The sequence below is a fragment of the Arthrobacter sp. Z1-9 genome (genome assembly GCF_054792695.1).
Genome location: NZ_CP096456.1, coordinates 2,185,722 through 2,210,407 on the forward strand (window position 1 = coordinate 2,185,722; position 24,686 = coordinate 2,210,407).

Here is a 24,686-nt window from a genome sequence, read left to right on the forward strand (position 1 = left end):
CACAGGTCCTGTATCGGTTTCAATTGGCGGGGGCGTGGGACGGGTTGGGGCTTCCTGGGACAAGTTGGTGGCCTGCCCTTTTTCGTTCTTGAGACCAGAGGGAATAGCCGAGCCACATCATCGCCAGCCCCACCGGTACGGCGAAGACACTGCCGGCGGTGTGCGGAAAGATTGAGGCAAGGGGCGTCATGGCCGTTCCGAGGATGAGGATGCCGGCGCCCCAGCGGGAAAGGATTCGGGCGCGGTAGATGGCGAGGCCGAATATGAGGCCGCCCGGGATGTAGAGCAGGGCTGAGACCAAGGCCAGTGATCCCAAAGCTCCCAGGTTCACCTCGCCGCCGGAGCCGCTGAAGATGCCCAGGAAGCTGTCCACGAACCGGGGAGCTTCAGGAGCCAGCGGCGGCAGGATGAGGGTCTGGGCGAAGGTGAAAGCGGTCAACAGCACGAACCATGAACCGAACATGAGGTACCCGATCAGTCCGAGCAGCCCGGTTTCCTTGACCTGCCGGAGGTAGATGCCTGTGACGCCGGCCAGTCCCAGAACTGACATGCACAAAGTCATGTATCCCACGATCAGCCAGGCGAGACCATAAACTTCGGACACCTCATCTGTTGGATGCAGTGGTTGCCTGAGAATGTATAGGAGCCCGGCCAGCAGGGCAGACATGCCGGCGGCCTGAGTAAGTTTGCCCGGTGTGATGCTCATGGTCCGCGCTTTCTGCTCTGAATTGGCCCGGAACGGATTTCCCGGACACCCTGAAGCTACGGAGGGGTGTGGTGATTCCGCGTCACCATCCGTGGTGACAGATGTGGTGACTCCGGGGGAGCTGGCCGGGCCCTCAAATCAGGCCCTGCTCCTTGCCATGGCGGACCGCTTCCCGCCGGCTGTTGACCTCAAGCTTGGTGAAGATGCGCTTGGTGTGGGTGCGCAGGGTGTTGACCGAGACAAAGAGCTGGCGGGCGATTTCCGGTCCGCTAAGTGACGAGCCCAGTAGCCTCAGTACCTCCAGCTCGCGTTTGCTCAGGTCCTCCAGCCGAGGTGTGTCAGTCCTACTGATGGCTTTTTGAGATTCCGCGGTTTCCGTGGATTGGAGGCGCTGGGCGTAGCGGGCCGCGGTGGTGCCCTTGCCTGCTGCCTCAGCCAGCAGCGGCGCGAGGGGCGCGCCTTCATCAAGAAAGAGGCGGACGTAACCCTCCGGTCCGGCTTCAGCCAGGGCACGTTCCAGGGGTGCCATCGCCAGGGCGCGTTGGCCCTGGGCGTCCAGTGCGAGGGCCTGCAGCACGAGGACCTCGTAGGTGCTTCCTTTGCGTCCGGCTGCCTCCGCAGCGTTGAGCAGGCGCGTGAGCAGGTCCTCCGCCTCCTGAATCGTCTTCTCTGCCGGCAGGACCTTGAATTGGGAAATGAGAAGGCGCGCCAGGGTGAGGTGCTCAAATTCCCGCAGGTAGCTCAGCTCCCGCACCGGCAGCAGGCCGCGGCTGCGTGCCCACTCCCAGCCCTCTGACAGCCGCCCCTGCCTGATCGCCAAACGCGCCTTCAACGCCGGGATTGGGAGGATTTCCGGAAAAAAGCCCCGCAGATACAGGAGCTGGGCCTGGTTAAGGGACTCAGCGGCCCCGGCAGTGTCCCCCTCGGCTTCTCTTACGCCTGCCATCGCAACGAACCACCGGTAAGAGTGCTCCGTCAAGGGAGCGACTTGCCGGCCCAGCTCTTTGCTGATTTGCAGATGCCGGGCTGCGCTCTCCAGGTCGCCAAATTCACGGCTGAGCTCGCTGTAGCCCACATACAGTTCAGCAGTGGCACGTGGCAGCGGTTGTCCTTGGGCGGCCGCATGGCCAAGGGCCTGTTCGTAAAGCGTTCGCGCTTCCTGAAGCTGTCCCCTCGCGATCCGCATGTCTGCCAGCAGGATGGTGCTGCTGAGCTCATCGGTGAGGTTTCCCGCTTCATGGAGGCTCGCGACTGCATCGGAGAAGGTGTTGACAGCCGTTTTAACGTCGCCTTGTGCCCAGGACGCCAAGCCAAGAAACGCCGCTGCGGCCCCACGGGCGAAGTGGTCTTCCGGCCCGGCACGTTCGAAGGCCTCCCGTGCGTGCTGCGCAGTGGTGGAAACGTCGCCCCGGGCCTGGGCCAAGGAGGCCCGGTACATCGCGATCGTTGATGGCAGCATTCGGAGCTCTTGTCCGCGGTCTGATGTCGGCGCGGCATCTTCTGGCCCCTTGTCCTCTGCTGCTTGGGCTTCCAGTCCCTGTTCAGCCGCCCGAAGCCAGGGTTCGACGGCGTCGAGGTCGCCGGAGACGAGCGTGCGCCAGGCGTAGAAGACACTGAGCAGGGGCCGGGTAAGGACCACCTCGTCAGGGAGCGCCGTCAGCCAGGCCAGCATCACCCCATCCTGCCGGGTCCGGCGCATTGTCGGCAGGACTAATTCGATCAGGTCGGCGGCACGTCCAAAGTCCTCGGCCGCCAATGCATGGTGAACCGCGTCCTCCGTCAGGTCATTCTGTTCGTACCACTCGCTTGCCAGCCGATGCAGCTCAGGCACGCGGCCGGGCAGTTCCCGCAACGCACGTGCACGCAGGACTTCGGCGAATAAATGATGATAGCGGTACCACTGCCGCCGGTCATCCAGTGGAATTACGAACAGATTGTCCCGTTCCAGCGCCTCAAGCATGCCCTGGCCTCCACCCACACCTGTGAGTGCCTCACACAGACCTCCTGTCATGTGGTCCAAAGGAGCTGTGGTCAGCAGGAAGTTGCGGACTTCTTCCGGCTGATGCTGCAACACCTCCTCCAGCAGATAGTCGATGACGAAGCGATGGCTTCCTGTGAAAGCCTTGATGAACCCGGAGACATCCCCGTGCTCCCGTAGAGACACCCCGGCCAGCTGAAGCCCCGCGATCCACCCCTCGGTCCGGGTCTCGAGAGCAGCGATGTCGTCTGTTGAAAGACCCAGATTCATGACCCGGTTGAGGAAATCAGCCGCTTCGTCGGGTGTGAAGCGCAGGTCTGCGGCCCGGAACTCGGTTAGCTCGCCCCGGCTCCGTAAGCGGGCCAGCGACAGCGGAGGATCCGATCTGGTGGCAATGACCAGGTGCAGCTGTGGCGGCAGATGGTCAAGGAGGAACACGAGGGCGTCATGAACAGGTCGTTCTTCAATCACGTGGTAGTCATCAAGCACGAGGATGAACTCTTTCCCGGACCGCGCTATGTCGTTGATCAGGGACGTCAGCGCAGGTTCCACCGCCAGGACCTGGCCACTGAGCGTCAGGCCCGTGATTTCAGCGCCGATTTCCGCGTCAACACCCTGCAGTGCAGCAACAAGGTAGGCCAAAAAGCGTGAGGGGTCGTTATCGTGCGCGTCGAGGGACAGCCAGGCGATAGCTACGCCCGGGTGCTGCCGTCTGCGCTGGGTGATCCATTCGCTGAGCAGGGTGGTTTTGCCGAAGCCGGCCGGAGCACACACGAGTGACAGCTTCCGGCTAGCGCCCAGTTCATCGTTGAGACGCTGGAACAGCCGGGGCCGGGAAGTGATTTGCGGGCGCGGTGCAGGGAAAAAGAGCTTCGTCGCCAGCACGGGCGTTGGCATGCCCCCAGTATAGAGGGGCTGTTTCGACCGCAATCCAGTTAGTCGGTCGATGACACGTGAGCAACAGCGGTGACCGCAGCGGGAGCACGGGAAAGACCAGCTGGCCGGCGTTACATCAACAATTTGTTTCTCAGCATCCCGGTGCCAGGCGCTGATGTGCGTACTCCTATCGTCTTGGCGGCTCTATCGGGACTGGAGAGCATCCAGTGCCACTGCCATCGCCGCCGCGACCCGGCCATCGAGCCGTGCGCCTGGAAGGGTGATGAGGTACCGGTCGCGCAGGGACCGTCCCCGTTCTGATGTCATGAGCACTTCTCCGTTCGAGTCAACAAAGTCGAAGTGGAAGCGGAAGGGCGAAGGGATCGCGTCTCCAAGGGGTGTCGCTTCCCATATGCGCCGGCCGATGGCGACCCCGAGACTGCGTTCACTTCCGGTTACTTTGAGCCCGGGCACTTCGAGGTGCCAGGTGGACCGCAGCAGGGACTTGGCAAAGTCTTTCCGGAAGCTGCCGAGCAATTGCCCATTGGCGTCCAGCACGTCATAGGTGGCGCCGAGATCGAGGCGTTGCCGGGCCTTGAAGGAGAAAAGCGGCGTGGTCCTTGACTCGTCCTGGTAGAACGTCACCTGTTCCTTGAAGGCGGCCCGCTTCTGCTGGGCGACGGCGAGCAGGTGCCCGGGCTGCCCGTCTCCGGCCACGGAACGTATCTCGTACCGGTTCACCATCAGGGTGAGCTTCTGTGTCACGGTGAAACGGTCGATGCCCTGGGCAAGCTCTACGCTCATGTTCGTCCTCGTGGTTAAGGCGGTTCCGATCAGTTGTGAGGTCCGCCTGTTGTTATGTTCTCTGCCTTGACTTTAGCTCCGGCTAAGAGGACGGTTCCTTGTCCTCCGGCTGGCCGTTTCCGTCAATGTCCTGAAGGAATTGTGTGATCCTCTGAGCCATGGCCGTTGACTGCGTCCACTGCAGGTTATGCAGGCCATTGAGCTCGATGATTTCGTGGCGGTTGACGCTCTTAAGCTGGTTCTTGTGCGACTCGAGCCAGTCCGGAAGATTGGCCACGCTGTCACTGGCGAGGAAGTGAAGAACGGGCATGTTCTCCGGGTAGGTGACTCCGTGGAGAGCTGCGGCATTGCTGGCGACCCGGGCGCTTTCATCGGCGACTGCCGCGTTGCCGAAGTCCCAGATCGTCATTTGGCGCATGCGTTCCAATTCGGTTGTGGTGAAGTCGTCGCTTTTCGGATCTACCGCGCCGGGAGCAATCGAGACCAATGTTCGGACCAGGCCAACTGTGGACAGGATTCCGATGATATTGATTCCGCCGCCAGCCTCGGATTGCTTCGCTAGCTCGGTGGTGGGCACGCTGGGGTCGATGCCGATAACGGCGGATACTTCGCTTGGGTACCGGTTGGCATAGTCAAGTGTGTAGAAGCCCGCGATCGAATGTCCGGCCAAAACGTATGGCTTTCCGATGTCGAGTGAGGAGAGGGCCTCGTGGAGCTCAGTGTTGATATTTTCCACGGTCCGATCACGTGCGCTCATGTCGCTGTAGCCGTACCCGAAGCGCTCGACGACGATGACGTCGTAAGCAACGAGTTCCCTGATCAAAGGGGCGAAGTCCAGCGCCGGAGCTATCGTGCCCAGACCGCTGAGCAGGACCAGGGGCTCTCCACCTTCGGTGCCAGCCCGAACGACGTTCAATGAGCCTCCCGCGACCTCCACCAGTTCACCGTACTGGGCAGTGCTCGACCTCTCCTGCTGTTCCAGGAACGCGTTGGCGCCTGTGGATGCAAGCGTTATTCCCAACGCAGTGATAGCGACAACGCCAAGTATTTTGCGCGTGCGACGGAATGGCCAACGACGTTTTGTATGGTCTGTAAGCGATTCGGACCGGGTGATGGCCATCTCAGCCTCCGTGATTGTGGTTTGTCCTGGGCATGGGTGCCGGGGACATCTCCAAAACTACGGATGCGTGTGGTGACGCAGCATCACCACAAGTGGTGATGGAGGTGGTGAATCGACGGGAGTGCAGGTCAGCGCCGAGGCCCGATGCCGGCCCCCACTACGGCGCCAATGCCCAGTCCCAGGGCGAAGCCGATAAACGGGCTGTCAAAGACGGCAAGGCCCAGGGTGATTCCGAGGGCGGCGCCCACCAGGCAGCAGATCCACAGCGGCTTATTCATTGGACCCGATGCTACCGGCCGGATTATCCGGGAGCACTGCAGTGACAGGAACGAACATCCAAACAGCTACGTCGTTCCGGGAGTCAGCCGTTGTAGGCCTTCTGCAGTTCGGCAATGTCCAGTTTCCGCATGCCGAGCATGGACTCCATCGCCCGCTGCGAACCCCGCGGATCGGGGCCCGCGATCAAGGAACTCAGGACGGACGGAACGATCTGCCACGAGACTCCGAATCGGTCCTTGAGCCAGCCGCACTGGCTTTCGCTGCCACCGTCCGTCAGCGCGGCCCAGTAACGGTCCACGGCCTCCTGGTCCTCGCAGTCGACCACAAACGAAACCGCCTCGGTAAAACTGCAAGCCCGTGCACCATTCAGCGCCGTGAACCCGCGGCCTTCCAATTCGAACTCGACGGCGATCGCCTGCCCCGCGGGACCGGGCGCACCTTCGCCGAAGCGCGAGACGTTAAGTATCTTCGAATCGTCGAACACCGACGTGTAGAACTCTGCTGCCTCTTCCGCCTGGTCCTCGAACCAGAGGCATGTCCCGATGGTGCGTGGCATGGCTGCTCCCTTCCAGCTTGAGCCTAGTGCTGAAGCCGGGGCTGGACAACGCGCTCAAGGCGCAACGCTTTCATGCGCCCGGCGGTTCGGGAGCTGCTGGTCCTGTCGGCACCTGGCTGACGAGTCCCAGCGTGTTGCCCTCGCTGTCCCGGATGAATGCCATCCATTCCTCCGTGCCTGCCGGGCCCAGCAGCCCGTCAGTATGGCTGTAGATCACCCGCGGGGGTGCCACCACCTCCACTCCCCTGTCCGTGAGCTCGTCCACGGACTTCCTCACATCGGGAACGTCAAGGTACAGAAGAGCCCGCGGGGCACCTGCTTCCAGCAGCAGCCGCACGCCCTCAAGATCGAAGAACACAAGGCCGGGAGGGTCGAACACCGCCCTTGGTTGAACCGCCAGCAGATCGGAGTAGAACCCCGCCGCCCGCTGGAGGTCGCCGGCGTACTGGGCTACCTGGATGAGACGCATGGTTCCAACCTTCCTTTTGCCTGGTTTGTCCATCCTGCTCAACCACGGGGGTCCCGGCAAGGGGGGCAAACAAGGGGCCGAACAGGGCGGCCTGGCAACCGGGCCAGGCAACTGGACCAGGCAACTGGGCCAGGCAAGGGCGGCGCCACCGGAAGAACGGCCAGTTGCTAGGCTCGAAGCCATGACGCGTTCGATTCACCGGCCCCTCCCTTCATCCACTGGGCGGAGTGCGGCAGCTGCAGCCGTCGCCGACGCCGTCCTGATCCTGGTGTTCGCCGCCGTCGGCCGTGACGCCCACCAACGCGGCGATGTGATCGCCGGCGTACTGCTGACCGCCTGGCCGTTTCTGGCCGGGGCTGCTCTTGGGTGGCTTGCTGCAAGAGCGTGGCGGAACCCGTTGTCGGTGCGCCGGACCGGCCTGGCGGTCTGGCTTGGTGCCCTTGGTGGCGGCATGGTGCTCCGGCTGCTTACGGGCCAGACGGTTGTGTTGCCGTTCATCATCGTGGCGCTGCTGAGCCTGGGCCTGCTGCTGGTCGGGTGGCGACTGGCCTGGGCAGGGGCCCGACGGCTGCGGAGCGCCTAAACAATGCCGGCCGGGGGCCGCTGGAGGTCCGCCGTCGGCCACCCCTGATGTAATAGGCTGGCAGCACCGAAAAGCTTGCCGGGCTATGCTACGGCGCAACAGATCCGGAAGGATTCATCGTGATCACCGCATTCGTTCTGATCAAGACCGACGCTGCCCGCATTCCTGAGACGGCCGAGGAGATCTCAGCGATCGAGGGCATCAGCGAGGTGTACTCCGTCACCGGCGAATGGGACCTGATTGCCGTCGCAAGGGTATCCCGGCACGAGGACCTGGCCGACGTTATTGCGGACCGCCTGTCCAAGGTTCCTGCCGTTGTCCATACAACCACGCACATCGCGTTCCGTGCCTACTCCCAGCATGACCTGGACGCGGCCTTCGCCCTCGGCTTCGAGCAGTAGCCGGGCAAAGCGGATCACTGACGGCTGAGCGAGACCCAGTTCTCCAGGACAGCTGCGGCAGCGCCTGAGCCAATGGACTCGGCTGCACGGCGGTATGCTGCCTGCATCCGGTCAAAGAACGGCCCGTCCGCACTGGTGTCGAACGCCACGAGGCCGGCCGCCGCATTAAGCAGGACGGCATCCCGGGCCGCGCCTTCCTTGCCCGCAAGGACCTCGCGGACGACCGCGGCATTGGCCTGTGCATCTCCCCCGCGGAGCTGCTCCACAGTTGCCGGTTTGATGCCCAGGTCCGCCGGGGAGAATGTCAGTTCCGTCACCGTGCCACTGCGGATTTCCCACACGGTGGACGGTCCAGTGGTGGTCAGCTCATCGAGCCCGTCGTTTCCGCGGAACACCAGGCCCCGGCTCCCGCGCTGGGCCAGGACGCCCGCCACCAGCGGGGCCATCCTGGCGTTGGCGACGCCCACTGCTGACGCCTGGACTTTGGCCGGGTTGGTGAGCGGGCCAAGGAAGTTGAAGGCTGTGGGTATGGCCAGTTCGCGCCGGGGAACGGCTGTGTGGCGGAACGACGGGTGGAAGACCTGGGCGAAGCAAAAGGTGATTCCGGCCTCCTCAGCGTTTCGCGCCACCTCTTCAATGGACAGGTCAAGCCGGACTCCCAAGGCTTCCAGCACGTCCGCCGAACCGGACGACGACGACGCTGCCCGGTTGCCATGCTTCACCACCTTGGCGCCTGCCCCGGCGGCCACCAGCGCGGCCATGGTGGAAATGTTGACGGTGTTGAGTTGGTCACCGCCGGTTCCGACGATGTCCAGCTTCTCCCCTGTAATGGAGACAGGCTTTGCGTGGGCAAGCATGGCATCCACCAGGCCGGAGAGCTCCTCAACGGTCTCGCCCTTGGCACTCAGCGCGACCAGGAACCCTGCGATCTGGGCGGGCGTCGCTTCCCCGGACATGATGGTGTCCATGGCCCAGGCAGTGCCGTCCGCTGAGAGGTCTTTGCCGTTGATCAGTGCCGAAATCAGCCGCGGCCAGGTGTGGCCTGCCGCCGCTGCAGATGCCTGTGAAGTCACCTGCTGATGCTATCGGGGGATGGCCGGGAGTGACCAATGTGAACGGCCCGGGGAACTTTTGAGGGCGAATTCGCGTCTTTGTAGAAAAAGTCCCCCGAAAAGGCGGTTTGCGTTGGGCAGCACGGACTTTTACAGACATAATGTCTATGTGACATCTGCGACCCATGCCCCCAGTACCCCGGCGCACCCCACGCTGAACCGCCCCAATATGGTTTCCGTTGGAACCGTTGTGTGGCTCTCCAGCGAGTTGATGTTCTTCGCCGGTCTCTTCGCCATGTACTTCACGCTGCGCTCCACGAGTGCAGAGATGTGGGCGGATGAGACAGCCAAGCTCAACTTCCCCTTTGCGCTCGCCAACACGATCGTCCTCGTGGCAAGTTCGTTTACTTGCCAGATGGGCGTCTTCGCCGCCGAGCGGCTGCAGCCACGCCGCACCGGAGGGGCCTTCCAGTTCGCCCGGTGGGGTATGAACGAATGGTTCACCCTGACCTTCCTTATGGGCGCGTTCTTCGTCGCCGGCCAGGCCACTGAATACGCGATGCTGGTTTCGGAGCACGTCTCGCTCTCCTCCAACGCATACGGTTCAGCCTTCTACATGACCACCGGCTTCCACGGCCTCCACGTGATCGGCGGCCTGGTGGCGTTCCTCCTGATCATGGGCCGTTCCTTTGCCGCGAAGAAGTTTGGGCACTTCGAAGCAACGTCCGCAATCGTCACCTCGTACTACTGGCACTTCGTCGACGTCGTTTGGATTGGCCTCTTCCTGGTCATCTACGTACTCAAGTAGCCAGCTTTGATTCTTTTTCTACAAGAGGCAGAATTTCAGGTAGCGGCTCCCCGAGCCGGCGCAGGATCGAATAAAGGAACCACCACGTGAAGGCACTCTCGCAAAAGCGGCGTCACCCACTGGCAGCAATCGCGCTGCTTCTGATGGGGCTCCTCATCACTGGCGGGCTTTACGCCGTGGCCACCACTGTCAACGAGGCCAAGGCTTCCACCACCACCTTCAGTGCCAATGACGTCGAGGAGGGCGGCAAGCTCTTCGCCGCCAACTGCGCCACCTGCCACGGCATGGGTGCCAGCGGCTCCCAGGATGGCCCGTCCCTCGTCGGTGTGGGCGCCGCATCTGTTGACTTCCAGGTGGGAACGGGCCGCATGCCCATGCAGATGAACGGCCCCCAGGCGCTGGAGAAGCCCGTCCAGTTCAACGATCAGCAGACCCACCAGCTGGCAGCTTATGTTGCCTCCCTGGGCGCCGGCCCGGCAATCCCTGAAGAAAGCCTGCTGGACGAAGGCGGCGATGCAGCTGCCGGTGGCGAGCTCTTCCGCACCAACTGCGCCATGTGCCACAACGCTGCTGCAGCCGGTGGTGCCCTGACCCGCGGTAAGTTCGCGCCCGCCCTTGAGGACACGTCAGGCAAGCACATCTACGAGGCCATGGTCACCGGTCCGCAGAACATGCCGGTCTTCAGCGACTCCAACATCACTCCTGAAGGCAAGCGCGACATCATCACCTTCCTGAAGCAGATCGAGACCAGCGGCTCCCCCGGCGGCGCTGAACTGGGATCCCTGGGTCCCGTTGCAGAAGGCCTGTTTGTCTGGGTCGCAGGTCTCGGCGTCATCATCGCCTTCACCATCTGGCTGACCTCCCGGACGTCCTAGGGCCTCCGCGAAGCGCCGCACAACTTCTGCTGATCCGTCAGCAGCTTGATATTGGAAACTAACCCGGCACCCGCCGGGACGAGAGAAGGATGAGGCGAATTATGGGCAACCATAGTGACGGCAGTCCGAACCACTCGGGCACCGTAGCTACGGCTGGTCAGAATGAGGTGGAAAAGTTCCAGGACCCTGGAATTCCTCCGCACCGTTTGCGCCTGGCTGACACGGACCCGAAGGCCGCAAAGCGGGCAGAACGGCAGGTCGCCTTACTATTTGGCATCTCTGTTGTTGGAACCCTGATTTTCCTGGTGGCGTACTTCGCCATTGATCTGGGGGCCGGCGAATCAACTATCGGCAACATCCGGCTCCAAAACATGCTCCTGGGCCTTGGTACGGCGTTTGCCATGCTCGGCATCGGTACGGGCATCGTGCACTGGGCCAAGGCCCTGATGCCGGACCATGAAGTATCCGAAGAGCGCCACGGCATCCGCTACGAAGAGGACCGCCAGGCTGCTGTCCGCATCGTTGACGACATCGTGGAAGAGACGGGCATCAAGCGCCGTCCGCTGATCCGGAACACCCTGCTTGGTGCCGTTGCCCTTGCGCCGCTGCCGGCGGTTGCCATTTTCGGTGACCTCGGACCGCGCCCGGACAACAAGCTCGCCCATACCATGTGGGCACCCACGGAGGGCAAGCTCAAGCGCCTCGCCCGTGACCCTGACGGAACGCCCATCAAGGCCTCCGACGTCACCATCGGTTCAGCCTTCCACGTCATTCCGGAGGGCCTGAACGAACTTCACGAGGGCAAGCTCAACGAGAAGGCCAAGGCCGTTGTGCTGCTCATGCGCCTGGATCCCGAATCGCTGAACCCCTCCGCGGGGCGCGAGGACTGGGGTTACAACGGCATCGTTGCCTACTCCAAGATCTGTACCCACGTCGGTTGCCCCGTTGCTCTCTACGAGCAGCAGACGCACCACCTGCTGTGCCCGTGCCACCAGTCCACCTTCGACCTCACGCAAGAGTGCAAGGTGATCTTCGGCCCCGCCAGCCGGCCGCTCCCCCAGCTGCCCATCGCAGTTGATGACGAGGGCTACCTGGTCGCCACCAGCGACTTCAAAGAACCTGTAGGACCAAGTTACTGGGAGCGTGATATGCATGAGCGCAGCATCAACAGCTGAGCCCGCTTTCGTCGCCAAAACCAAGACAGGCCGGTTTACCGACTTCGTCGATGCCCGTGTTGGCGGTTCCGGAATGCTCCGCGAATTCGGCCGCAAGGTCTTCCCGGACCACTGGTCCTTCATGTTCGGCGAAGTAGCCCTGTACTCCTTCGTCATCCTTCTGCTCTCGGGCACGTTCCTGACGTTCTTCTTCGACCCGTCCATGGCAGAGACGCACTACGACGGCTCCTACGTACCCCTCAAGGGCGTCGAAATGTCGGTGGCGTACAGCTCGTCACTGGACATCTCCTTCGACATCCGTGGCGGCCTCTTCATGCGCCAGGTCCACCACTGGGCCGCACTGCTGTTCGTGGCTTCAATTGCCGTGCACATGCTGAGGGTCTTCTTCACCGGTGCCTTCCGCAGGCCCCGGGAAATGAACTGGGTTGTCGGTAGCGTCCTCCTGATCCTGGCCATGGCTGCAGGTTTCACGGGCTACTCACTCCCCGACGATCTGCTCTCAGGCAACGGCCTGCGCATCATCGACGGCGTGATCAAGTCCATCCCGATTGTGGGCACGTACATCTCGTTCTTCCTCTTCGGCGGAGAATTCCCGGGTACCGCCATCATTGGCCGCCTGTACATGCTGCACATCCTGCTGGTGCCGGCCCTGATCCTGCTCATGATCGTGCTGCACCTCTTTATGGTGGTTGTGCACAAGCACACCCAGTACCCCGGTCCGGGCCGCAATGACAACAACGTTGTGGGCTACCCGCTGGGTCCTGTCTACGCCGCCAAGGCCGGCGGATTCTTCTTCATCGTCTTCGGTGTCCTGGCCCTGATGGCCGGTTTCTTCACCATCAACCCGATCTGGAACTACGGTCCGTACGACCCCTCCCCCGTGTCGGCCGGTACCCAGCCCGACTGGTACATCGGTTTTGTTGACGGCGCCCTGCGCCTGATGCCCGGTACCTTGGGTGACTGGCAGGTAGAGCAGAACTGGTTCGGCTACGTGTTCTCCTTCAACGTCCTGCTCCCGGCCCTTGTGCCCGCCGGAATTCTGTTCACGGTGATGTTTATGTACCCGTGGATTGAACGGTGGATCACCAAGGACGACCGTGAGCACCACGTACTGGACCGTCCGCGCAACGCCCCCACCCGCACCGCCATTGGCATGGCAGGCTTCGTCTGGTACTGCGTGATGTGGGCAGCTGCAGGTTCCGACCTTATCGCTACGCACTTCGGTGTCTCCCTGAACGATGTCACGTACTGGTTGCGTACCCTGTTCATCATTGGTCCGTTCATTGCCTTCATGGTCACCAAGCGTGTGGCCCTGGCCCTGCAGCGGAAGGACCGTGAGATCGCCCTCCACGGACGCGAGACCGGGCGTATCGTCCGCCTCCCGCATGGCGAGTTCATCGAGGTGCACGCGCCCCTGGACGAGTACAAGCGCTACAAGCTCGTTGGCTTTGAGTCACCCGAGGTTCTTCCGGCAGTACCGAATGAACACGGTGTGGTGACCCGCAAGGAGAAGCGGCGCGCATTCCTCTCCAAGTGGTTCTTCGAAGACCGGGTTGCTCCGGCGACCCCCGCTGAGCTGGAAGCCGCCCACGGCCACGGCCACGCGGCAGTTGAAGCACCCGAGGAAGCGAAAAGCCTGAGCCGCTAGGCACAAGCCCTGTTCCAAACATCGAAGGCCCGGTCCATCAGGACCGGGCCTTCCGTGTACTCCCCCCTCCACGCCGTCAGAGGTCGTTGGCGCATGACGGCTGGGAAGGGACAGAGCCGTGCCGGGCCTAGTGGCTACGGGACCGGCGTGCTCCCGGGCGCTGCAGCGGGACCCACAGCTTGTAGCGGTCCGCACGGTAATAGGAGACGGAATAGTCCACCATCGTCCGGGAAACAAAGGCGTGGCGCTGGATCTTGAGCAAGGGTGAGCCGACTTCGACGTTGAGCAGCCGGGCAGTTGACGGTGAGGCTGCGGTCGCCTCGATCATGTCCTCACCCCACTCCATCACGAGTCCGAACTGTTCGCTCAGCACGTTGTACAGCGAGGTAGGAGGCTCTCCGTCCAACAGGCCGGGAACACGGTGGGCCGGAATGAAGTTTTCATCCACGCTCATGGGCTCCCCGTCCGCCAGCAAGAGACGGCGGAAGCGGACCAGAGGCGTGCCCTCCTCGAGCTGGAGTTCACGGGCCAGGAACGCACTGGCGCCGATTTGTTCGAAGCTGAGGACCTTGGCCGCGGGAACCATGCCGCGCCGCTGCATCTCCTCGCTGTACGAGGTCAGCTTTACCTGGAGGTCCAGCTTGGGCCTGCGCACGAACGTGCCCAGACCCACTACCCGCTCGATGACCTCTTCGCCCACCAGCGCGTCAATCGCCTGCCGCACAGTCATCCTCGCAAGACCAAAGCGCTCCGCCAGGTCCCGCTCGGACGGCAGAGCCGAACCCGGCCGGCATGACTCGGCGATGTAGGTACGGAGGATTTCGCGCAGCTGCACGTAGATGGCCGTTCCACTGGTCCGGTCGATCTCGCCGGCTATCGCCCCTGCGCTAGCAGCCACGGTACATTTCCCTCGCGTTCACGTTCACCCAGCCATTTTAGGTCAGGTCTAGACCACCTGCTGCCACAAGCCGGGCGCATTTCACAGGCCGGGCCTACCGGCCGCTATATTTGGACAGGAAAATTTCAAGCCAGACGGATGGGGCCGTCACGAAAAAGGAGTTTCGTTGCCAACACAGAAGGCCGTGGTCACAGCCGCGATTGGACTGCATGCGCGTCCGGCGGCTGTATTCGTCCGGGCGGTGACTGATACCGGGCTTCCCGTCACCATCACCAAGGCGGGCATCAGGGGCGTGGATGCCCGGTCGCTTCTGCAAGTGATGACCGCGGACTTCCACTACGGCTGCGAAGTGGAACTGGGCATCGAGGATTCGGCCTTAAACGGGAGCCTGAGCCGTGAAAAGGCCCACGACGTCCTCCGGACGCTGGGCGAACTGCTGGAGTCCCAGGGCGCCGCGTGAGCCCTTCGGCGCCGCTTCTGGAGCACCTGCGCCAGGCGCGCCGGCAGTAGAGAACCGACAACGACGGCGGGCCCCACCAAAATGGTGGGGCCCGCCGTCGTAGTTCTATTTGCCTAGTGGGCGTGATCGCCGCGGCTGTACTCGTAAACCCAGCCGACGAGTGCCACAACAGCCAGGCCGGCTGCGATATAAACGATCCAGAAGCCTACCGCCAGGCCCAGAAATCCTGTTGCGCAAGCCAGGCCGAGGACCAGCGGCCACCAGCTCCAAGGGCTAAAGTGCCCCTGCTCGCCGGCGCCTTCGTGGATCTCGGCATCACTGCGGTCTTCAGGACGAAGGCCAACACGCTTGCCAGTGAAGCCAAGGTATCCGCCAATCATGCCGGCGAGGCCGCCGACCAGGAGGATTCCAAGGATACCGACCCATTCACCCCAGTCAGTGAGGAACCCGTAAATCACCGAAACCGGTACGAAGAAGAAGACTCCGGAACCAAAGATCCATGACTCAATTTTCACTGTGCAGTGTCCTTCTGGTCGGCGTTACCGAGCGTCCGGGCTGCGGGAGCCGGCGACTCGACGGTCTGGACCTGTCGAAGCTCGGGGTGGTGCAGGTCGAGGGCGGGGCGCTCCGAACGGATCCGGGGCAGGGAGGTGAAGTTGTGCCGCGGCGGCGGGCAGGACGTGGCCCATTCCAGCGAGGCACCGAAGCCCCAGGGGTCATCAACCTCTACCCTTTCGGCACTGCGCCAGGTGATGTAGACGTTCCAGAAGAACGGGATCAGGGATGCGCCGAGAACAAACGAGGCAACGGTGGAGAACTGGTTCATCCAGGTGAAGTTATCCTCCACCAGATAGTCAGCGTAGCGGCGGGGCATGCCCTCAACACCGAGCCAGTGCTGGATGAGGAAGGTGCCGTGGAAGCCCAGGAACAGCAGCCAGAAGTGGATCTTGCCCAGGCGCTCGTTCAGCATCTTGCCGGTCCATTTCGGCCACCAGAAGTAGAACCCGGCGAACATCGCGAACACCACGGTGCCGAACACCACGTAGTGGAAGTGCGCCACCACGAAGTAGGAGTCGGAGACGTGGAAGTCCAGCGGCGGGGACGCCAGGATGATGCCGGTGAGACCGCCGAAGAGGAACGTGATCAGGAAGCCGATGCTCCATAGCATGGGCGTCTCGAACGTCAGCGAGCCGCGCCACATGGTGCCGATCCAGTTGAAGAACTTCACGCCGGTGGGAACCGCGATGAGCATGGTCATAAACGCGAAGAACGGCAGCAGCACCGCACCGGTGACGTACATGTGGTGGGCCCACACGGTCACGGACAGGGCAGCAATGGCGATCGTTGCGTAGACAAGGCCCTTGTAGCCGAAGATGGGCTTGCGGCTGAAGACCGGGAAGATCTCGGAGACGATGCCGAAGAACGGCAGCGCGATGATGTACACCTCGGGGTGGCCGAAGAACCAGAACAGGTGCTGCCAGAGCACTGCACCGCCGTTTTCCGGATCAAAGATGTGCGCACCGAAGCGCCGGTCCGCACCGAGGGCGAACAGCGCGGCGGCCAGCGGCGGGAAGGCCATCAGGACCAGGATGGCCGTGACCAGGGTGTTCCAGGTGAAGATGGGCATCCGCCACATGGTCATGCCGGGGGCACGCATGCAGATGATGGTGGTGATGAAGTTGACGGCACCCAGGATGGTGCCGAAGCCGGACAGCGCCAGGCCGAACACCCAGAGATCGCCGCCGATGCCGGGGCTGAAGGTGGTGTTGGACAGCGGGGCGTAGGCGAACCAGCCGAAGGAAGCGGCGCCCTGCGGGGTGATGAAGCCGGACACCGCGATGCTGGAGCCAAAGAGGAAGAACCAGAAGGCCAGCGCGTTCAACCGCGGGAACGCGACATCGGGCGCACCGATCTGCAGCGGCATGATGACGTTCGCGAAACCTGCGAACAGCGGAGTGGCGAACATCAGCAGCATCACGGTGCCGTGCATCGTGAACAGCTGGTTGTACTGCTCCTTGGTCTGCAGGATCTGCATGCCGGGCTCGAACAGTTCGGCGCGGATGAGCAGCGCCATCACGCCGCCAAGGCAGAAGAACACGAACGACGCGATCAGGTACATGTACCCGATGGTCTTGTGGTCGGTGGAAGTGATCCAGTTGACGACGATGCGCCCCTTGGACTTGGGAACCACGGGAGCTGTGAGAACTCCGGTGGGTGCGGATTGAGTGTACGTAGCCACGTCGCTCCCCTTACTTAATTTCGTTCAGGTTCGGGTTGCGGTCGTACTCCACACCGAGGAGGCCCGTGTTGCCGGCGGCCTTGAGCTCTTCCAGGTGTGCCTGGAACTCAGCTTCAGAAACAACCTTGACGCGGAACAGCATTTCCGAGTGGTACTCGCCGCAGAGCTCGGCGCACTTGCCGTCGTAGGTGCCCTCTTTAGTGGGGGTAAACCGGATGTAGTTGGTCTTGCCCGGGATCATGTCGCGCTTCTGCAGGAAGGCGGGAACCCAGAAGGAGTGGATCACGTCGCGTGCGTTGAGCTCAAGGTCAACGGACTTGTTGACGGGCAGGTACAGCGTGGGAAGCTGTTCCTTGTCGATCGTGTTGCCGGTCAGGTGCGCCTGGACGCCTGCCTCGTGAACGTCTTCTTCGATGACGTCGCCGGCTTTGTAGTTGAAGTCCCACGCCCACTGCTTGCCGCGGACGTCAACTACGACGTCGGCGGGCTGCGACCGGTCATCAATGGCCTGCTGGTCACGGTCCGTGAAGTAGAAGAACACCAGGACCATAAAGAGCGGAATGGTCAGGTAAAACACTTCAAGCGGAAGGTTGAAGCTCGTCTGGCGGGGGAAGCCCACAGTGCCCTTGCGGCGCCGGTAGGCCACAAGGCACCAGACGATCAGGCCCCAGGTAATGATGCCCACAGCCAAGGCGGCGATCCATGAGTTGACCCAGAGGTCCATGATGCGGTCGCTGTTGCTGGTGGTGCCACGTTCTGTGGGCAGCCACCCCTTCTCTACCTCTGGCGAACATCCGGTCAAAACCAACGCGCCGGCAATTGCCAAGCCTGTGATCGTGGTGATCGTTTTGCGTCGGCTGCCGGTTCGGTTCTGCGAACTCACAGACGGCCCTTCCTACTGGTTGCTGCTGTTGTCCGGGCAGCCATCGGCGCCGCGGGCACACTAAAAGTTTTACTACTCGGTGTAGAGCTTACCGCTCCGCCGGGAGTTTCGCCCACATGTCGGCGCCGCGCCTCCTTCCATCATTAAGAGGAGGAGGCGCGGCGCCGGCACCGGGCGAAATAACCGGCTTAGTGGAAGGAGTCTCCACAGGCGCAGGAGCCGCCGGCGTTCGGGTTGTCGATGGTGAACCCCTGCTTGGCGATGGTGTCCTCAAAGTCGATGCTTGCACCGCTGAGGTACGGGACGCTCATCTTGTCCACAACAACTTCGACGCCGTCGTAGTCCCGGACGGCGTCGCCGTCCAGGAGCCGCTCGTCGAAGTAGAGCTGGTAGATCAGTCCCGAGCAGCCGCCGGGCTGCACAGCAACCCGGAGCCGCAGATCGGTGCGGCCTTCCTGCTCGAGAAGACTGCGGACCTTGCCTGCCGCGACGTCGGTCAGGTTGACCTCGTGGACAGGCAGTTCTGCACTGGCGGCACTGGTGGTCTGGGTGCTGTTCTCATTGGTTGCGGTGCTCATTGGCCTACCTTCTTAGGACGGTCTGGCGGCTCCGCGCTAACGGCGCCTGCCCCTACGGATTCGGTATGGGCTATAGCTACATGCTACGCGGGGCGCAGGTGTAGCTCTAACTCCTGACGTAACCATGAAAGCCTTCTACTTGTTCCCGCGGAAGCCACTTTAGGCTTCCGCTTCAGTGTGGCGCGGGCGGGGACGCCAGGACGACGGCCACCCCCTTTTACAGTCCATCGTTCAGTCGTGACAGCAGCAGCGCCTCCGCCAGGATGGCTTTCCGGAAATCACCCAGGTGCAGTGACTCGTTGGCGCTGTGTGCCCGTGAGTCCGGGTCCTCCACACCCGTCACTAAGATCTGCACGTCGGGATACAGCTCCATGAGGTCGGCAATAAAGGGAATGGAACCGCCGATTCCTGTTTCCACTGCCTGTACGCCCCACGCCTCACCCAGTGCCCACATCGCCAGCCCGGCTGCGGGCGAGGACGTGTCGGTCTTGAACGGATTGCCGCTCTCCCCCGGCGTGAACGTGACTTTGGCACCGAAGGGAGCGTGCGCCTCGACGTGCCTGCGGACGGCCTCCATGGCCTCCCCGGGGACCTGTCCCGGCGCAAGCCGAAGGCTGAACTTGGCCCGTGCCCGGGGCAGCAGCGTATTCGAGGCCACGTCCACCGCAGGTGCGTCAAAGCCGATGATGGACAGTGCCGGCTTGGTCCAGAGCCGCGAGGCGACGCTGCCCGAGCCGGCGAGGCGGACGCCGTCGAGCACTGAGGCATCCGCCCGGTAGTCGGCCTCCGGGAACTCCACCGTCGCGTTGTCGAAGGCCACAAGACCCTGGACGGCGACGTTTCCGTCGTCGTCATGAAGGGTGGCGATCAGCCGGGACAGCAAGGTGGGGGCATCCAGCACCGGGCCGCCGAACATCCCTGAATGCACGGCGTGCTCCAGGACCTGGACTTCGATGGTTCCGTCCACGAGCCCGCGAAGGCTTGTTGTCAGGGCCGGGACGCCCACCTTCCAGTTGCTGGAATCGGCGACGACGATGACATCAGCACGGAGCAGGTCCCGGTGTGCCTCCAGGAAGGGCCGGAATGTGGGGGAACCCGCTTCTTCCTCGCCCTCGAAAAAGAACGTTACGCCGAGGCCCAGCCCGGCTCCCAGGACCTCGGTGACCGCTGCGTAGGCGGCGATGTGGGCCATGATGCCTGCTTTGTCGTCCGCGGCGCCGCGGCCGTACAGACGCCCGTCCTTCTCGACAGCGGTGAAAGGTTTTGTGTCCCACAGTCCCTCGTCGCCTGCGGGCTGGACGTCGTGGTGGGCGTACAGCAGGATGGTCGGCTTGCCTTCCGCAGCCGGGCGGCGTGCGACGACGGCGGGGCCGCCTGGCGTGCCGTCGGGCTTGTCGCAGCCAAGGACCTGCACCTCCTGCAGGCCAGCCGCACGGAGCAGTTCCGCCACGGCTTCCGCGCTGCGCTCCAGCGGCGACCGGTCGAAGCTGGGCCAGGCGATCCCCGGAATTGCAACGAGTTCCTTAAGGCGGGCGAGGGTGCCCTCAAAAGAGCGGTCGATGGCGGCCCGGAGGTCTTCCGTACCGGGTTGTGAGGTGGGGCCGGGAGGTGTGGGGCCGGCAAAGTTGTCGGGGGTGGCCGTCGGAGATGAAGTCATGGAAAAACATTACCCTCGTCACATTCAGCGCCGTGGCCGCCGCACGGCCGGGCCGGGAAGCAATGCCACCGCAAGGTATTCTGTTCAGGTGTTCGGACGTAAAAAGGAAGCGCCCTCGGCGCAGGAAATAATAGACCAGCAGGCCGCGGAAGCTGCGGCCCGGCAAAATGGCATAGCCGGCAAGGGAGCCCCCACTCCAACCCGCAAAGCCCAGGAGGCTGCACGGAAGCGCCCGTTGGTGCCGGAGGACCGCAAGGCCTCCAAAGCCGCCGAACGCCAGGCCATCCAGGACCAGCGGCTCAAGATGCGCCAGGCGCTGGACACCGGCGACGAGAAGTTCCTGCCCCTGCGGGACAAGGGCCCCCAGAAGCGGTTTACCCGTGACTATGTGGACGCGCGGTTCAGCCTCGGCGAATACCTGATGTTCGGGGCCCTGGTGTTCGTCCTGGTTTCCCTGGTGGTGCCGGCGTCCAGTGACCTGATGATTTACGTCCTGGGCGGTTTCTGGGTGATGTTCCTGGCCGTCTTTGTTGACGTGTTTATCCTGTCCCGTAAGCTCCGCAAGAGGCTGACCGAGAAGTTCGGCGAGGTGGAGCGGGGTACGGTCTGGTACGGCTCCATGCGTTCGCTCCAGTTCCGTAAACTGCGGCTGCCCAAGCCGCTGGTCAAGCGCGGACAGTACCCGGCCTGACCGGTCCCCTGCGTCCCCCAAACCATGTGACAACGAAACCCCGGCGGAATATCCGCCGGGGTTTCGTTGCAACCAGGGGTGCTCGCCCGCTCCGGGTACGGCGGCAGGCGCGTCAGCGCAAGGACCGCCGGCGGTTCTTCGCCAGTTGCCGGTTGATGCGCGATGCCCAGAACGGCCCTTCGTAGAGGAAGGCCGTATAGCCCTGGACCAGGGTGGCCCCGGCGTCGAGCCGGTCCTGGACGTCCTGCGCCGTTTCCACGCCGCCAACGGCCACCAGGGTCAGGGCATCACCGGTGACCTGCTTTAACCGGCGCAGCACTTCGAGGGACCGCTGTTTGAGCGGCGCACCGGAGAGCCCGCCCGCACCGTACTTTTCCACCTGGTCTGCAGGGGATGCCAGCCCTGTCCTGGCGATAGTGGTGTTGGTGGCAATGATGCCGTCCAGCTTCAGGTCCAGGGCAAGGCGGGCGACGTCGTCGATGTCCTCATCGCTGAGGTCCGGGGCGATTTTCACCAGCAGGGGAACGTGGCGGCCCGCTGCCCGGTCGGCTTCTTCGCCGACGGCGGTCAGCAGCGGCCGGAGGCTTTCCACGTCCTGCAGGAGCCGAAGGCCGGGCGTGTTGGGCGAACTGACATTGACCACAAGGTAGTCGGCGGCGGGCGCAAGGCTGCGCGCACTGGCCAGGTAGTCATCCACGGCATCAGCCAGTTCAACAACCTTGGTTTTGCCGATGTTGACTCCGATGACGGGGCGCACCGCGGGGTGCCTGCGCTGGAGGGCAGCACGGGCGGCCTTGAGCCGCGGGGCCACGGCGGCGGCGCCGTCGTTATTGAATCCCATCCTGTTGATCACGGCACGGTCCTCTACCAGGCGGAACAGGCGCGGCTTTTCGTTGCCCGGCTGGGCCTGGCCGGTAATGGTGCCCACCTCAACGTGGCCGAACCCGAGCTGGCTCAGTGCCTCTATGCAATGGCCTTCCTTGTCGAAGCCTGCGGCAAGGCCGAAGGGCGAAGGAAAGGTGAGGCCGAAGGCCGTTGTCTGCAGCGATTTTGCCGGGGCCGTGAGTTTCTCCAGGACCTTACCCGCGCCGGACCGATGTGCCAGCCGGATCGCCTTGAACCCTATTGTGTGGGCGCGCTCGGCGTCCATCCATGAAAAGGCCAGCCTGAAGAATGTGGGATAAACACGCATGCCTCCAGTCTTCCGTCTTGGCGGGCCCAGACCAAAATGAGCACGGACCAAAATGACGCGGGCCGGCCGGACGGCGGAATAGCATAAAGCCATGGAATGGCAGCGGGACATCCTGGGCGAGGAATTCGAGTCCCATGCCTTCACAGCCGCCGGACCGGACGGTGTGGAGCGGACCGCCACTTTGGTGCGGTTCCGCCCTGTCGTCGCTGCCGTCCTCCCCTCGCCGGGAAACCGCAGGGCCGTTCTTTTCCTGCACGGCTGGAGCGATTATTTTTTCAACGTGGACCTTGCGCGCTTCTGGTCCTCGGCCGGCTACGACTTCTTCGCCCTGGACATGCATAACCACGGCCGGAGCCTGCGTCCGGAGTCGCCGGGCGGTTACGTCTCCGATCTGGCCGACTACGACGCAGAAATTGACATGGCGTGCCGCCTGATCAGCCAGGAGGGTGTTACCCGGCCGCTGACCCTGATGGGGCATTCAACAGGAGGGCTGGTGGCAGCGCTATGGGCCAGCAGGCATCCCGGGGCGGCGTCCCGGCTCATCCTTAACAGCCCATGGCTGGAGATGCATGGAAGCTCGCTGGTGCGGCGGGCCGCCTCAAGCATGGTGGGACCTGTTGCCCGCTTCCGGCCGGAGGCTGTCCTCAGGCTTCCGGAGCGGGGCTTTTACTGGCGGACCATCAGCAGTTCCGCGGACGGGGAATGGACGCTGGATGACCGCTACCGCCCGCCCATGGCGTTTCCGGTGCGCGCCGGCTGGCTGAGCGCGGTTCTCGCGGGCCACACCAAGGTGGCGCGCGGACTCAACATCGAGGTTCCCATCCTGGTGCTGCTGTCCCGGGGAAGCGCGAACGGGCTCTTCTGGTCCGAAGAGATGCGGCGGACGGACGCCGTGCTGGACGTCAACGTTATTGCTGCCCGCGCCCTCACCCTGGGCCGCACGGTGACGGTGGAAAGGATCGACGGCGCACTGCACGACGTGTTCCTCTCCCCCGCCGCGGTCCGCGCGGACGCCTACGCGCGGCTGTCCCGCTGGCTCCGTGCGTACGGCGACCCGGCAGACGTCGAAGAAGGCTCCGAACAGCCCTGACCGGGCCGGGTTGCAGGCCTGGCTACTGCGCCGGTCCTGCTCCCTCAACTTGGGCGGGCTGCGTCCACCGCACCACCGTAACGGCGGTCGCGCCGGGCGTACTCTTCCACGGCTGCCCACAGCGTCCGGCGGTCGACGTCGGGCCACAGGGTGTCCATAAAAACGAACTCTGCGTAAGCGGACTGCCAGAGCAGGAAGTTGGACAGCCGCTGCTCCCCCGAGCTGCGCAGGAACAGGTCCACGTCCGGGAGGTCCGGCTCGTCAAGGTACTTCTGTATGGTGCGCTCGGTGATGGCGCCGGGCTTGAGCCTGCCGGCCGCAACTTCCGCGGCGATGGCGGACACGGCGTCCGTGATTTCCGCCCGGCCGCCGTAATTAACACACATGGTCAAGGTGCAGGTGCTGTTGCCGGCGGTGAACTGCTCAGCTTCTTCAAGCTCCCGGATCACGGACCCCCAGAGCCGCGGCCGCCGGCCTGACCACCGGACCCGCACGCCCCATTCGTCGAGCTGGTTCCGTTGCCTCCGCAGCACGTCCTTGTTAAATCCCATCAGGAAGCGCACTTCCTCCGGGGAGCGGCGCCAGTTCTCTGTAGAAAAGGCGTAGACACTGACGTATTCGATGCCCAGTTCGATGGCCCCGGCCATCACATCCAGGAGGGCGGGCTCGCCGGCCTTATGGCCTTCTATCCTCGGCAGCCCGCGCTGGTTCGCCCAGCGGCCGTTGCCGTCCATCACGATGGCAACGTGCCGGGGTATGAATTCTGCCGGAATGGACGGCGCCACCGCGCCTGAAGGATGCGGATACGGCGCGACCACGGGGTGGGTCCGCTGAGGGGACGCGTTGTTCTTTTTTCCCAGGGCCACTGTCAGCTGCGCTCCACATGTTTGAGGGACTTCAGTACTCGTTCAAGATGCCATTGCAGGTAGGCAGCCACCAGGCCGGCGGCCTCCTTGCGGTGCACGGGCAGGGAGCCGTCGGCAGTAGCCCAGTCTCCCGTCAGCAGTGCCGCGAGCAGCACCACCGTTTCAGGGGCCGGCGCAGGCGAGCCCGGCGGCCGGCATCCGCTGCAGACCATACCGCCCACCGGTGCGGAAAAGGCGCTGTGCGGACCCGGGAGCCCGCAGCGGGCGCAGTCGGTGAAGCTGGGCGCCCAGCCGCCGGTGGCCAGTGCCCGCAGCAGGTAGGAATCCAGGATCAGCCCGGCGGCATGCTCGTTCCGGCTCAGTGCTGCAAGGGCCCCGACCAGCAGGTTGTACTGGGCGGTTCCGGATTCGCCGTCGACGTCGGTGAGTTTTTCCGCGGTTTCCGTCATGGCGGCAGCAACGGTATACCGGCCGTAGTCCGCGGCGATGCTTCCGCCGTAGGCGCCCTTGGCCACGGCCTGGGTCACGATGTCCAGCGACTTTCCGGACACGAGCTGCAGATCCGCCACCATAAACGGTTCAAGGCGCGCACCGAACCGGCTGCTGGTCCGCCGGACTCCTTTGGCCACAGCCCGGACCTGGCCATGGTGCTTCGTCAGCAGCGTGATGATGCGGTCCGCCTCGCCGAGTTTGTGGGTGCGGAGCACGACGGCGTCGTCCCGGTACGCGCGGGAGGCGAAAGAGTGTTGGGCCACGCCTTTATCTTCCCATCCTTTGCGGGCGCTGCCTTCCGGGCACGGCC

Annotated in this window: 26 protein-coding genes; 9 read left to right on the forward strand and 17 right to left on the reverse strand. The window is 63.5% G+C overall.

Annotated elements, in window-relative coordinates; genetic code table 11:
* Window positions 1-19 precede the first annotated feature (19 nt).
* The 7 genes from M1D93_RS10065 to M1D93_RS10095 all read right to left on the reverse strand — a co-directional run bounded on the left by M1D93_RS10065 (window position 20) and on the right by M1D93_RS10095 (window position 6,788).
* Complete coding sequence (locus M1D93_RS10065; RefSeq protein ID WP_461171446.1) at window positions 20-706, reverse strand: hypothetical protein; 687 nt, start codon at window positions 704-706, stop codon at window positions 20-22.
* A 133-nt stretch (window positions 707-839) separates the two neighbouring features.
* Window positions 840-3,581 (reverse strand): LuxR C-terminal-related transcriptional regulator, encoded by a 2,742-nt coding sequence (locus M1D93_RS10070; RefSeq protein ID WP_461171447.1) that lies wholly within the window; start codon window positions 3,579-3,581, stop codon window positions 840-842.
* Window positions 3,582-3,764: 183 nt separating this feature from the next.
* Window positions 3,765-4,364 (reverse strand): LURP-one-related/scramblase family protein, encoded by a 600-nt coding sequence (locus M1D93_RS10075; RefSeq protein ID WP_461171448.1) that lies wholly within the window; start codon window positions 4,362-4,364, stop codon window positions 3,765-3,767.
* Window positions 4,365-4,446: 82 nt separating this feature from the next.
* Window positions 4,447-5,484 carry an alpha/beta fold hydrolase gene (locus M1D93_RS10080; RefSeq protein WP_461171449.1) on the reverse strand — a complete coding sequence of 346 codons (1,038 nt, stop codon included), beginning with the start codon at window positions 5,482-5,484 and terminating at the stop codon, window positions 4,447-4,449.
* Window positions 5,485-5,612: 128 nt separating this feature from the next.
* Window positions 5,613-5,762 carry a hypothetical protein gene (locus M1D93_RS10085; protein ID WP_461171450.1) on the reverse strand — a complete coding sequence of 50 codons (150 nt, stop codon included), beginning with the start codon at window positions 5,760-5,762 and terminating at the stop codon, window positions 5,613-5,615.
* A gap of 83 nt (window positions 5,763-5,845) precedes the next feature.
* Window positions 5,846-6,319, reverse strand: a complete 474-nt coding sequence (locus tag M1D93_RS10090) for a VOC family protein (RefSeq protein ID WP_461171451.1) — start codon at window positions 6,317-6,319, stop codon at window positions 5,846-5,848.
* A gap of 70 nt (window positions 6,320-6,389) precedes the next feature.
* Window positions 6,390-6,788: a VOC family protein gene (locus M1D93_RS10095; RefSeq protein ID WP_461171452.1), complete on the reverse strand. Its 399-nt coding sequence runs from the start codon at window positions 6,786-6,788 to the stop codon at window positions 6,390-6,392.
* Window positions 6,789-6,969: 181 nt separating this feature from the next.
* On the opposite strand from M1D93_RS10095, the gene M1D93_RS10100 reads away from it, so the two are divergent.
* Together M1D93_RS10100 and M1D93_RS10105 are read left to right on the forward strand one after the other, a co-directional pair.
* Window positions 6,970-7,371, forward strand: a complete 402-nt coding sequence (locus M1D93_RS10100) for a DUF3054 domain-containing protein (RefSeq protein WP_461171453.1) — start codon at window positions 6,970-6,972, stop codon at window positions 7,369-7,371.
* Between the two features lie 119 nt (window positions 7,372-7,490).
* On the forward strand, window positions 7,491-7,772 hold the full coding sequence (locus M1D93_RS10105; protein ID WP_256249639.1) for an Lrp/AsnC family transcriptional regulator: 282 nt from the start codon (window positions 7,491-7,493) through the stop codon (window positions 7,770-7,772).
* Window positions 7,773-7,786: 14 nt separating this feature from the next.
* Here M1D93_RS10105 and trpD read toward each other — a convergent pair whose 3' ends face one another.
* Window positions 7,787-8,845 carry an anthranilate phosphoribosyltransferase gene (trpD, locus tag M1D93_RS10110; protein ID WP_461171454.1) on the reverse strand — a complete coding sequence of 353 codons (1,059 nt, stop codon included), beginning with the start codon at window positions 8,843-8,845 and terminating at the stop codon, window positions 7,787-7,789.
* A gap of 112 nt (window positions 8,846-8,957) precedes the next feature.
* On the opposite strand from trpD, the gene ctaE reads away from it, so the two are divergent.
* From ctaE to qcrB, 4 genes are all read left to right on the forward strand, one after another.
* A complete protein-coding gene (ctaE, locus tag M1D93_RS10115) occupies window positions 8,958-9,632 on the forward strand; it encodes an aa3-type cytochrome oxidase subunit III (protein WP_458782004.1) in 675 nt (224 codons plus the stop codon).
* Between the two features lie 86 nt (window positions 9,633-9,718).
* Window positions 9,719-10,507, forward strand: a complete 789-nt coding sequence (gene qcrC, locus M1D93_RS10120) for a cytochrome bc1 complex diheme cytochrome c subunit (RefSeq protein WP_461171455.1) — start codon at window positions 9,719-9,721, stop codon at window positions 10,505-10,507.
* Between the two features lie 101 nt (window positions 10,508-10,608).
* Window positions 10,609-11,682 carry a cytochrome bc1 complex Rieske iron-sulfur subunit gene (qcrA, locus tag M1D93_RS10125; protein WP_461171456.1) on the forward strand — a complete coding sequence of 358 codons (1,074 nt, stop codon included), beginning with the start codon at window positions 10,609-10,611 and terminating at the stop codon, window positions 11,680-11,682.
* Entirely contained in the window at window positions 11,660-13,330 is a 1,671-nt protein-coding gene (gene qcrB / locus M1D93_RS10130) for a cytochrome bc1 complex cytochrome b subunit (RefSeq protein ID WP_461171457.1), read from the forward strand. Before qcrA ends, qcrB begins: the two co-directional genes overlap by 23 nt.
* A gap of 127 nt (window positions 13,331-13,457) precedes the next feature.
* On the opposite strand, the gene M1D93_RS10135 is transcribed toward qcrB, so the two are convergent.
* Window positions 13,458-14,228 carry a GntR family transcriptional regulator gene (locus tag M1D93_RS10135; RefSeq protein ID WP_461171458.1) on the reverse strand — a complete coding sequence of 257 codons (771 nt, stop codon included), beginning with the start codon at window positions 14,226-14,228 and terminating at the stop codon, window positions 13,458-13,460.
* A 166-nt stretch (window positions 14,229-14,394) separates the two neighbouring features.
* Here M1D93_RS10135 and M1D93_RS10140 point away from each other — a divergent pair, with 166 nt between their 5' ends.
* The gene (locus M1D93_RS10140) at window positions 14,395-14,688 is read left to right on the forward strand and encodes an HPr family phosphocarrier protein (RefSeq protein WP_461171459.1); all 294 of its coding nucleotides are present in this window, start codon (window positions 14,395-14,397) and stop codon (window positions 14,686-14,688) included.
* A gap of 113 nt (window positions 14,689-14,801) precedes the next feature.
* Here the strand turns inward: M1D93_RS10140 and M1D93_RS10145 are convergent, their stop codons facing one another.
* The 5 genes from M1D93_RS10145 to M1D93_RS10165 all read right to left on the reverse strand — a co-directional run bounded on the left by M1D93_RS10145 (window position 14,802) and on the right by M1D93_RS10165 (window position 20,045).
* Entirely contained in the window at window positions 14,802-15,203 is a 402-nt protein-coding gene (locus M1D93_RS10145) for a cytochrome c oxidase subunit 4 (protein WP_163163794.1), read from the reverse strand.
* A complete protein-coding gene (ctaD, locus tag M1D93_RS10150; RefSeq protein WP_461171460.1) occupies window positions 15,200-16,927 on the reverse strand; it encodes an aa3-type cytochrome oxidase subunit I in 1,728 nt (575 codons plus the stop codon). The genes M1D93_RS10145 and ctaD overlap by 4 nt, the downstream gene beginning before the upstream one ends.
* Before the next feature lie 10 nt (window positions 16,928-16,937).
* Window positions 16,938-17,810, reverse strand: a complete 873-nt coding sequence (gene ctaC, locus M1D93_RS10155) for an aa3-type cytochrome oxidase subunit II (protein ID WP_461171461.1) — start codon at window positions 17,808-17,810, stop codon at window positions 16,938-16,940.
* Window positions 17,811-17,998: 188 nt separating this feature from the next.
* The gene (locus tag M1D93_RS10160; protein ID WP_461171462.1) at window positions 17,999-18,388 is read right to left on the reverse strand and encodes a HesB/IscA family protein; all 390 of its coding nucleotides are present in this window, start codon (window positions 18,386-18,388) and stop codon (window positions 17,999-18,001) included.
* A 217-nt stretch (window positions 18,389-18,605) separates the two neighbouring features.
* Complete coding sequence (locus M1D93_RS10165; RefSeq protein WP_461171463.1) at window positions 18,606-20,045, reverse strand: M20/M25/M40 family metallo-hydrolase; 1,440 nt, start codon at window positions 20,043-20,045, stop codon at window positions 18,606-18,608.
* Window positions 20,046-20,133: 88 nt separating this feature from the next.
* Here M1D93_RS10165 and M1D93_RS10170 point away from each other — a divergent pair, with 88 nt between their 5' ends.
* Window positions 20,134-20,736: a DUF3043 domain-containing protein gene (locus M1D93_RS10170; RefSeq protein ID WP_461171464.1), complete on the forward strand. Its 603-nt coding sequence runs from the start codon at window positions 20,134-20,136 to the stop codon at window positions 20,734-20,736.
* Window positions 20,737-20,848: 112 nt separating this feature from the next.
* Here M1D93_RS10170 and M1D93_RS10175 read toward each other — a convergent pair whose 3' ends face one another.
* On the reverse strand, window positions 20,849-21,928 hold the full coding sequence (locus M1D93_RS10175) for a quinone-dependent dihydroorotate dehydrogenase (RefSeq protein WP_461171465.1): 1,080 nt from the start codon (window positions 21,926-21,928) through the stop codon (window positions 20,849-20,851).
* Between the two features lie 91 nt (window positions 21,929-22,019).
* On the opposite strand from M1D93_RS10175, the gene M1D93_RS10180 reads away from it, so the two are divergent.
* Window positions 22,020-23,018, forward strand: coding sequence for an alpha/beta hydrolase (locus M1D93_RS10180; protein WP_461171466.1), 999 nt, complete (start codon window positions 22,020-22,022; stop codon window positions 23,016-23,018).
* A gap of 44 nt (window positions 23,019-23,062) precedes the next feature.
* On the opposite strand, the gene M1D93_RS10185 is transcribed toward M1D93_RS10180, so the two are convergent.
* Both M1D93_RS10185 and recO read right to left on the reverse strand, forming a co-directional pair.
* Window positions 23,063-23,884 carry an isoprenyl transferase gene (locus M1D93_RS10185; protein ID WP_461171467.1) on the reverse strand — a complete coding sequence of 274 codons (822 nt, stop codon included), beginning with the start codon at window positions 23,882-23,884 and terminating at the stop codon, window positions 23,063-23,065.
* A gap of 2 nt (window positions 23,885-23,886) precedes the next feature.
* Complete coding sequence (gene recO / locus M1D93_RS10190; protein WP_461171468.1) at window positions 23,887-24,639, reverse strand: DNA repair protein RecO; 753 nt, start codon at window positions 24,637-24,639, stop codon at window positions 23,887-23,889.
* Between the last annotated feature and the right edge of the window lie 47 nt (window positions 24,640-24,686).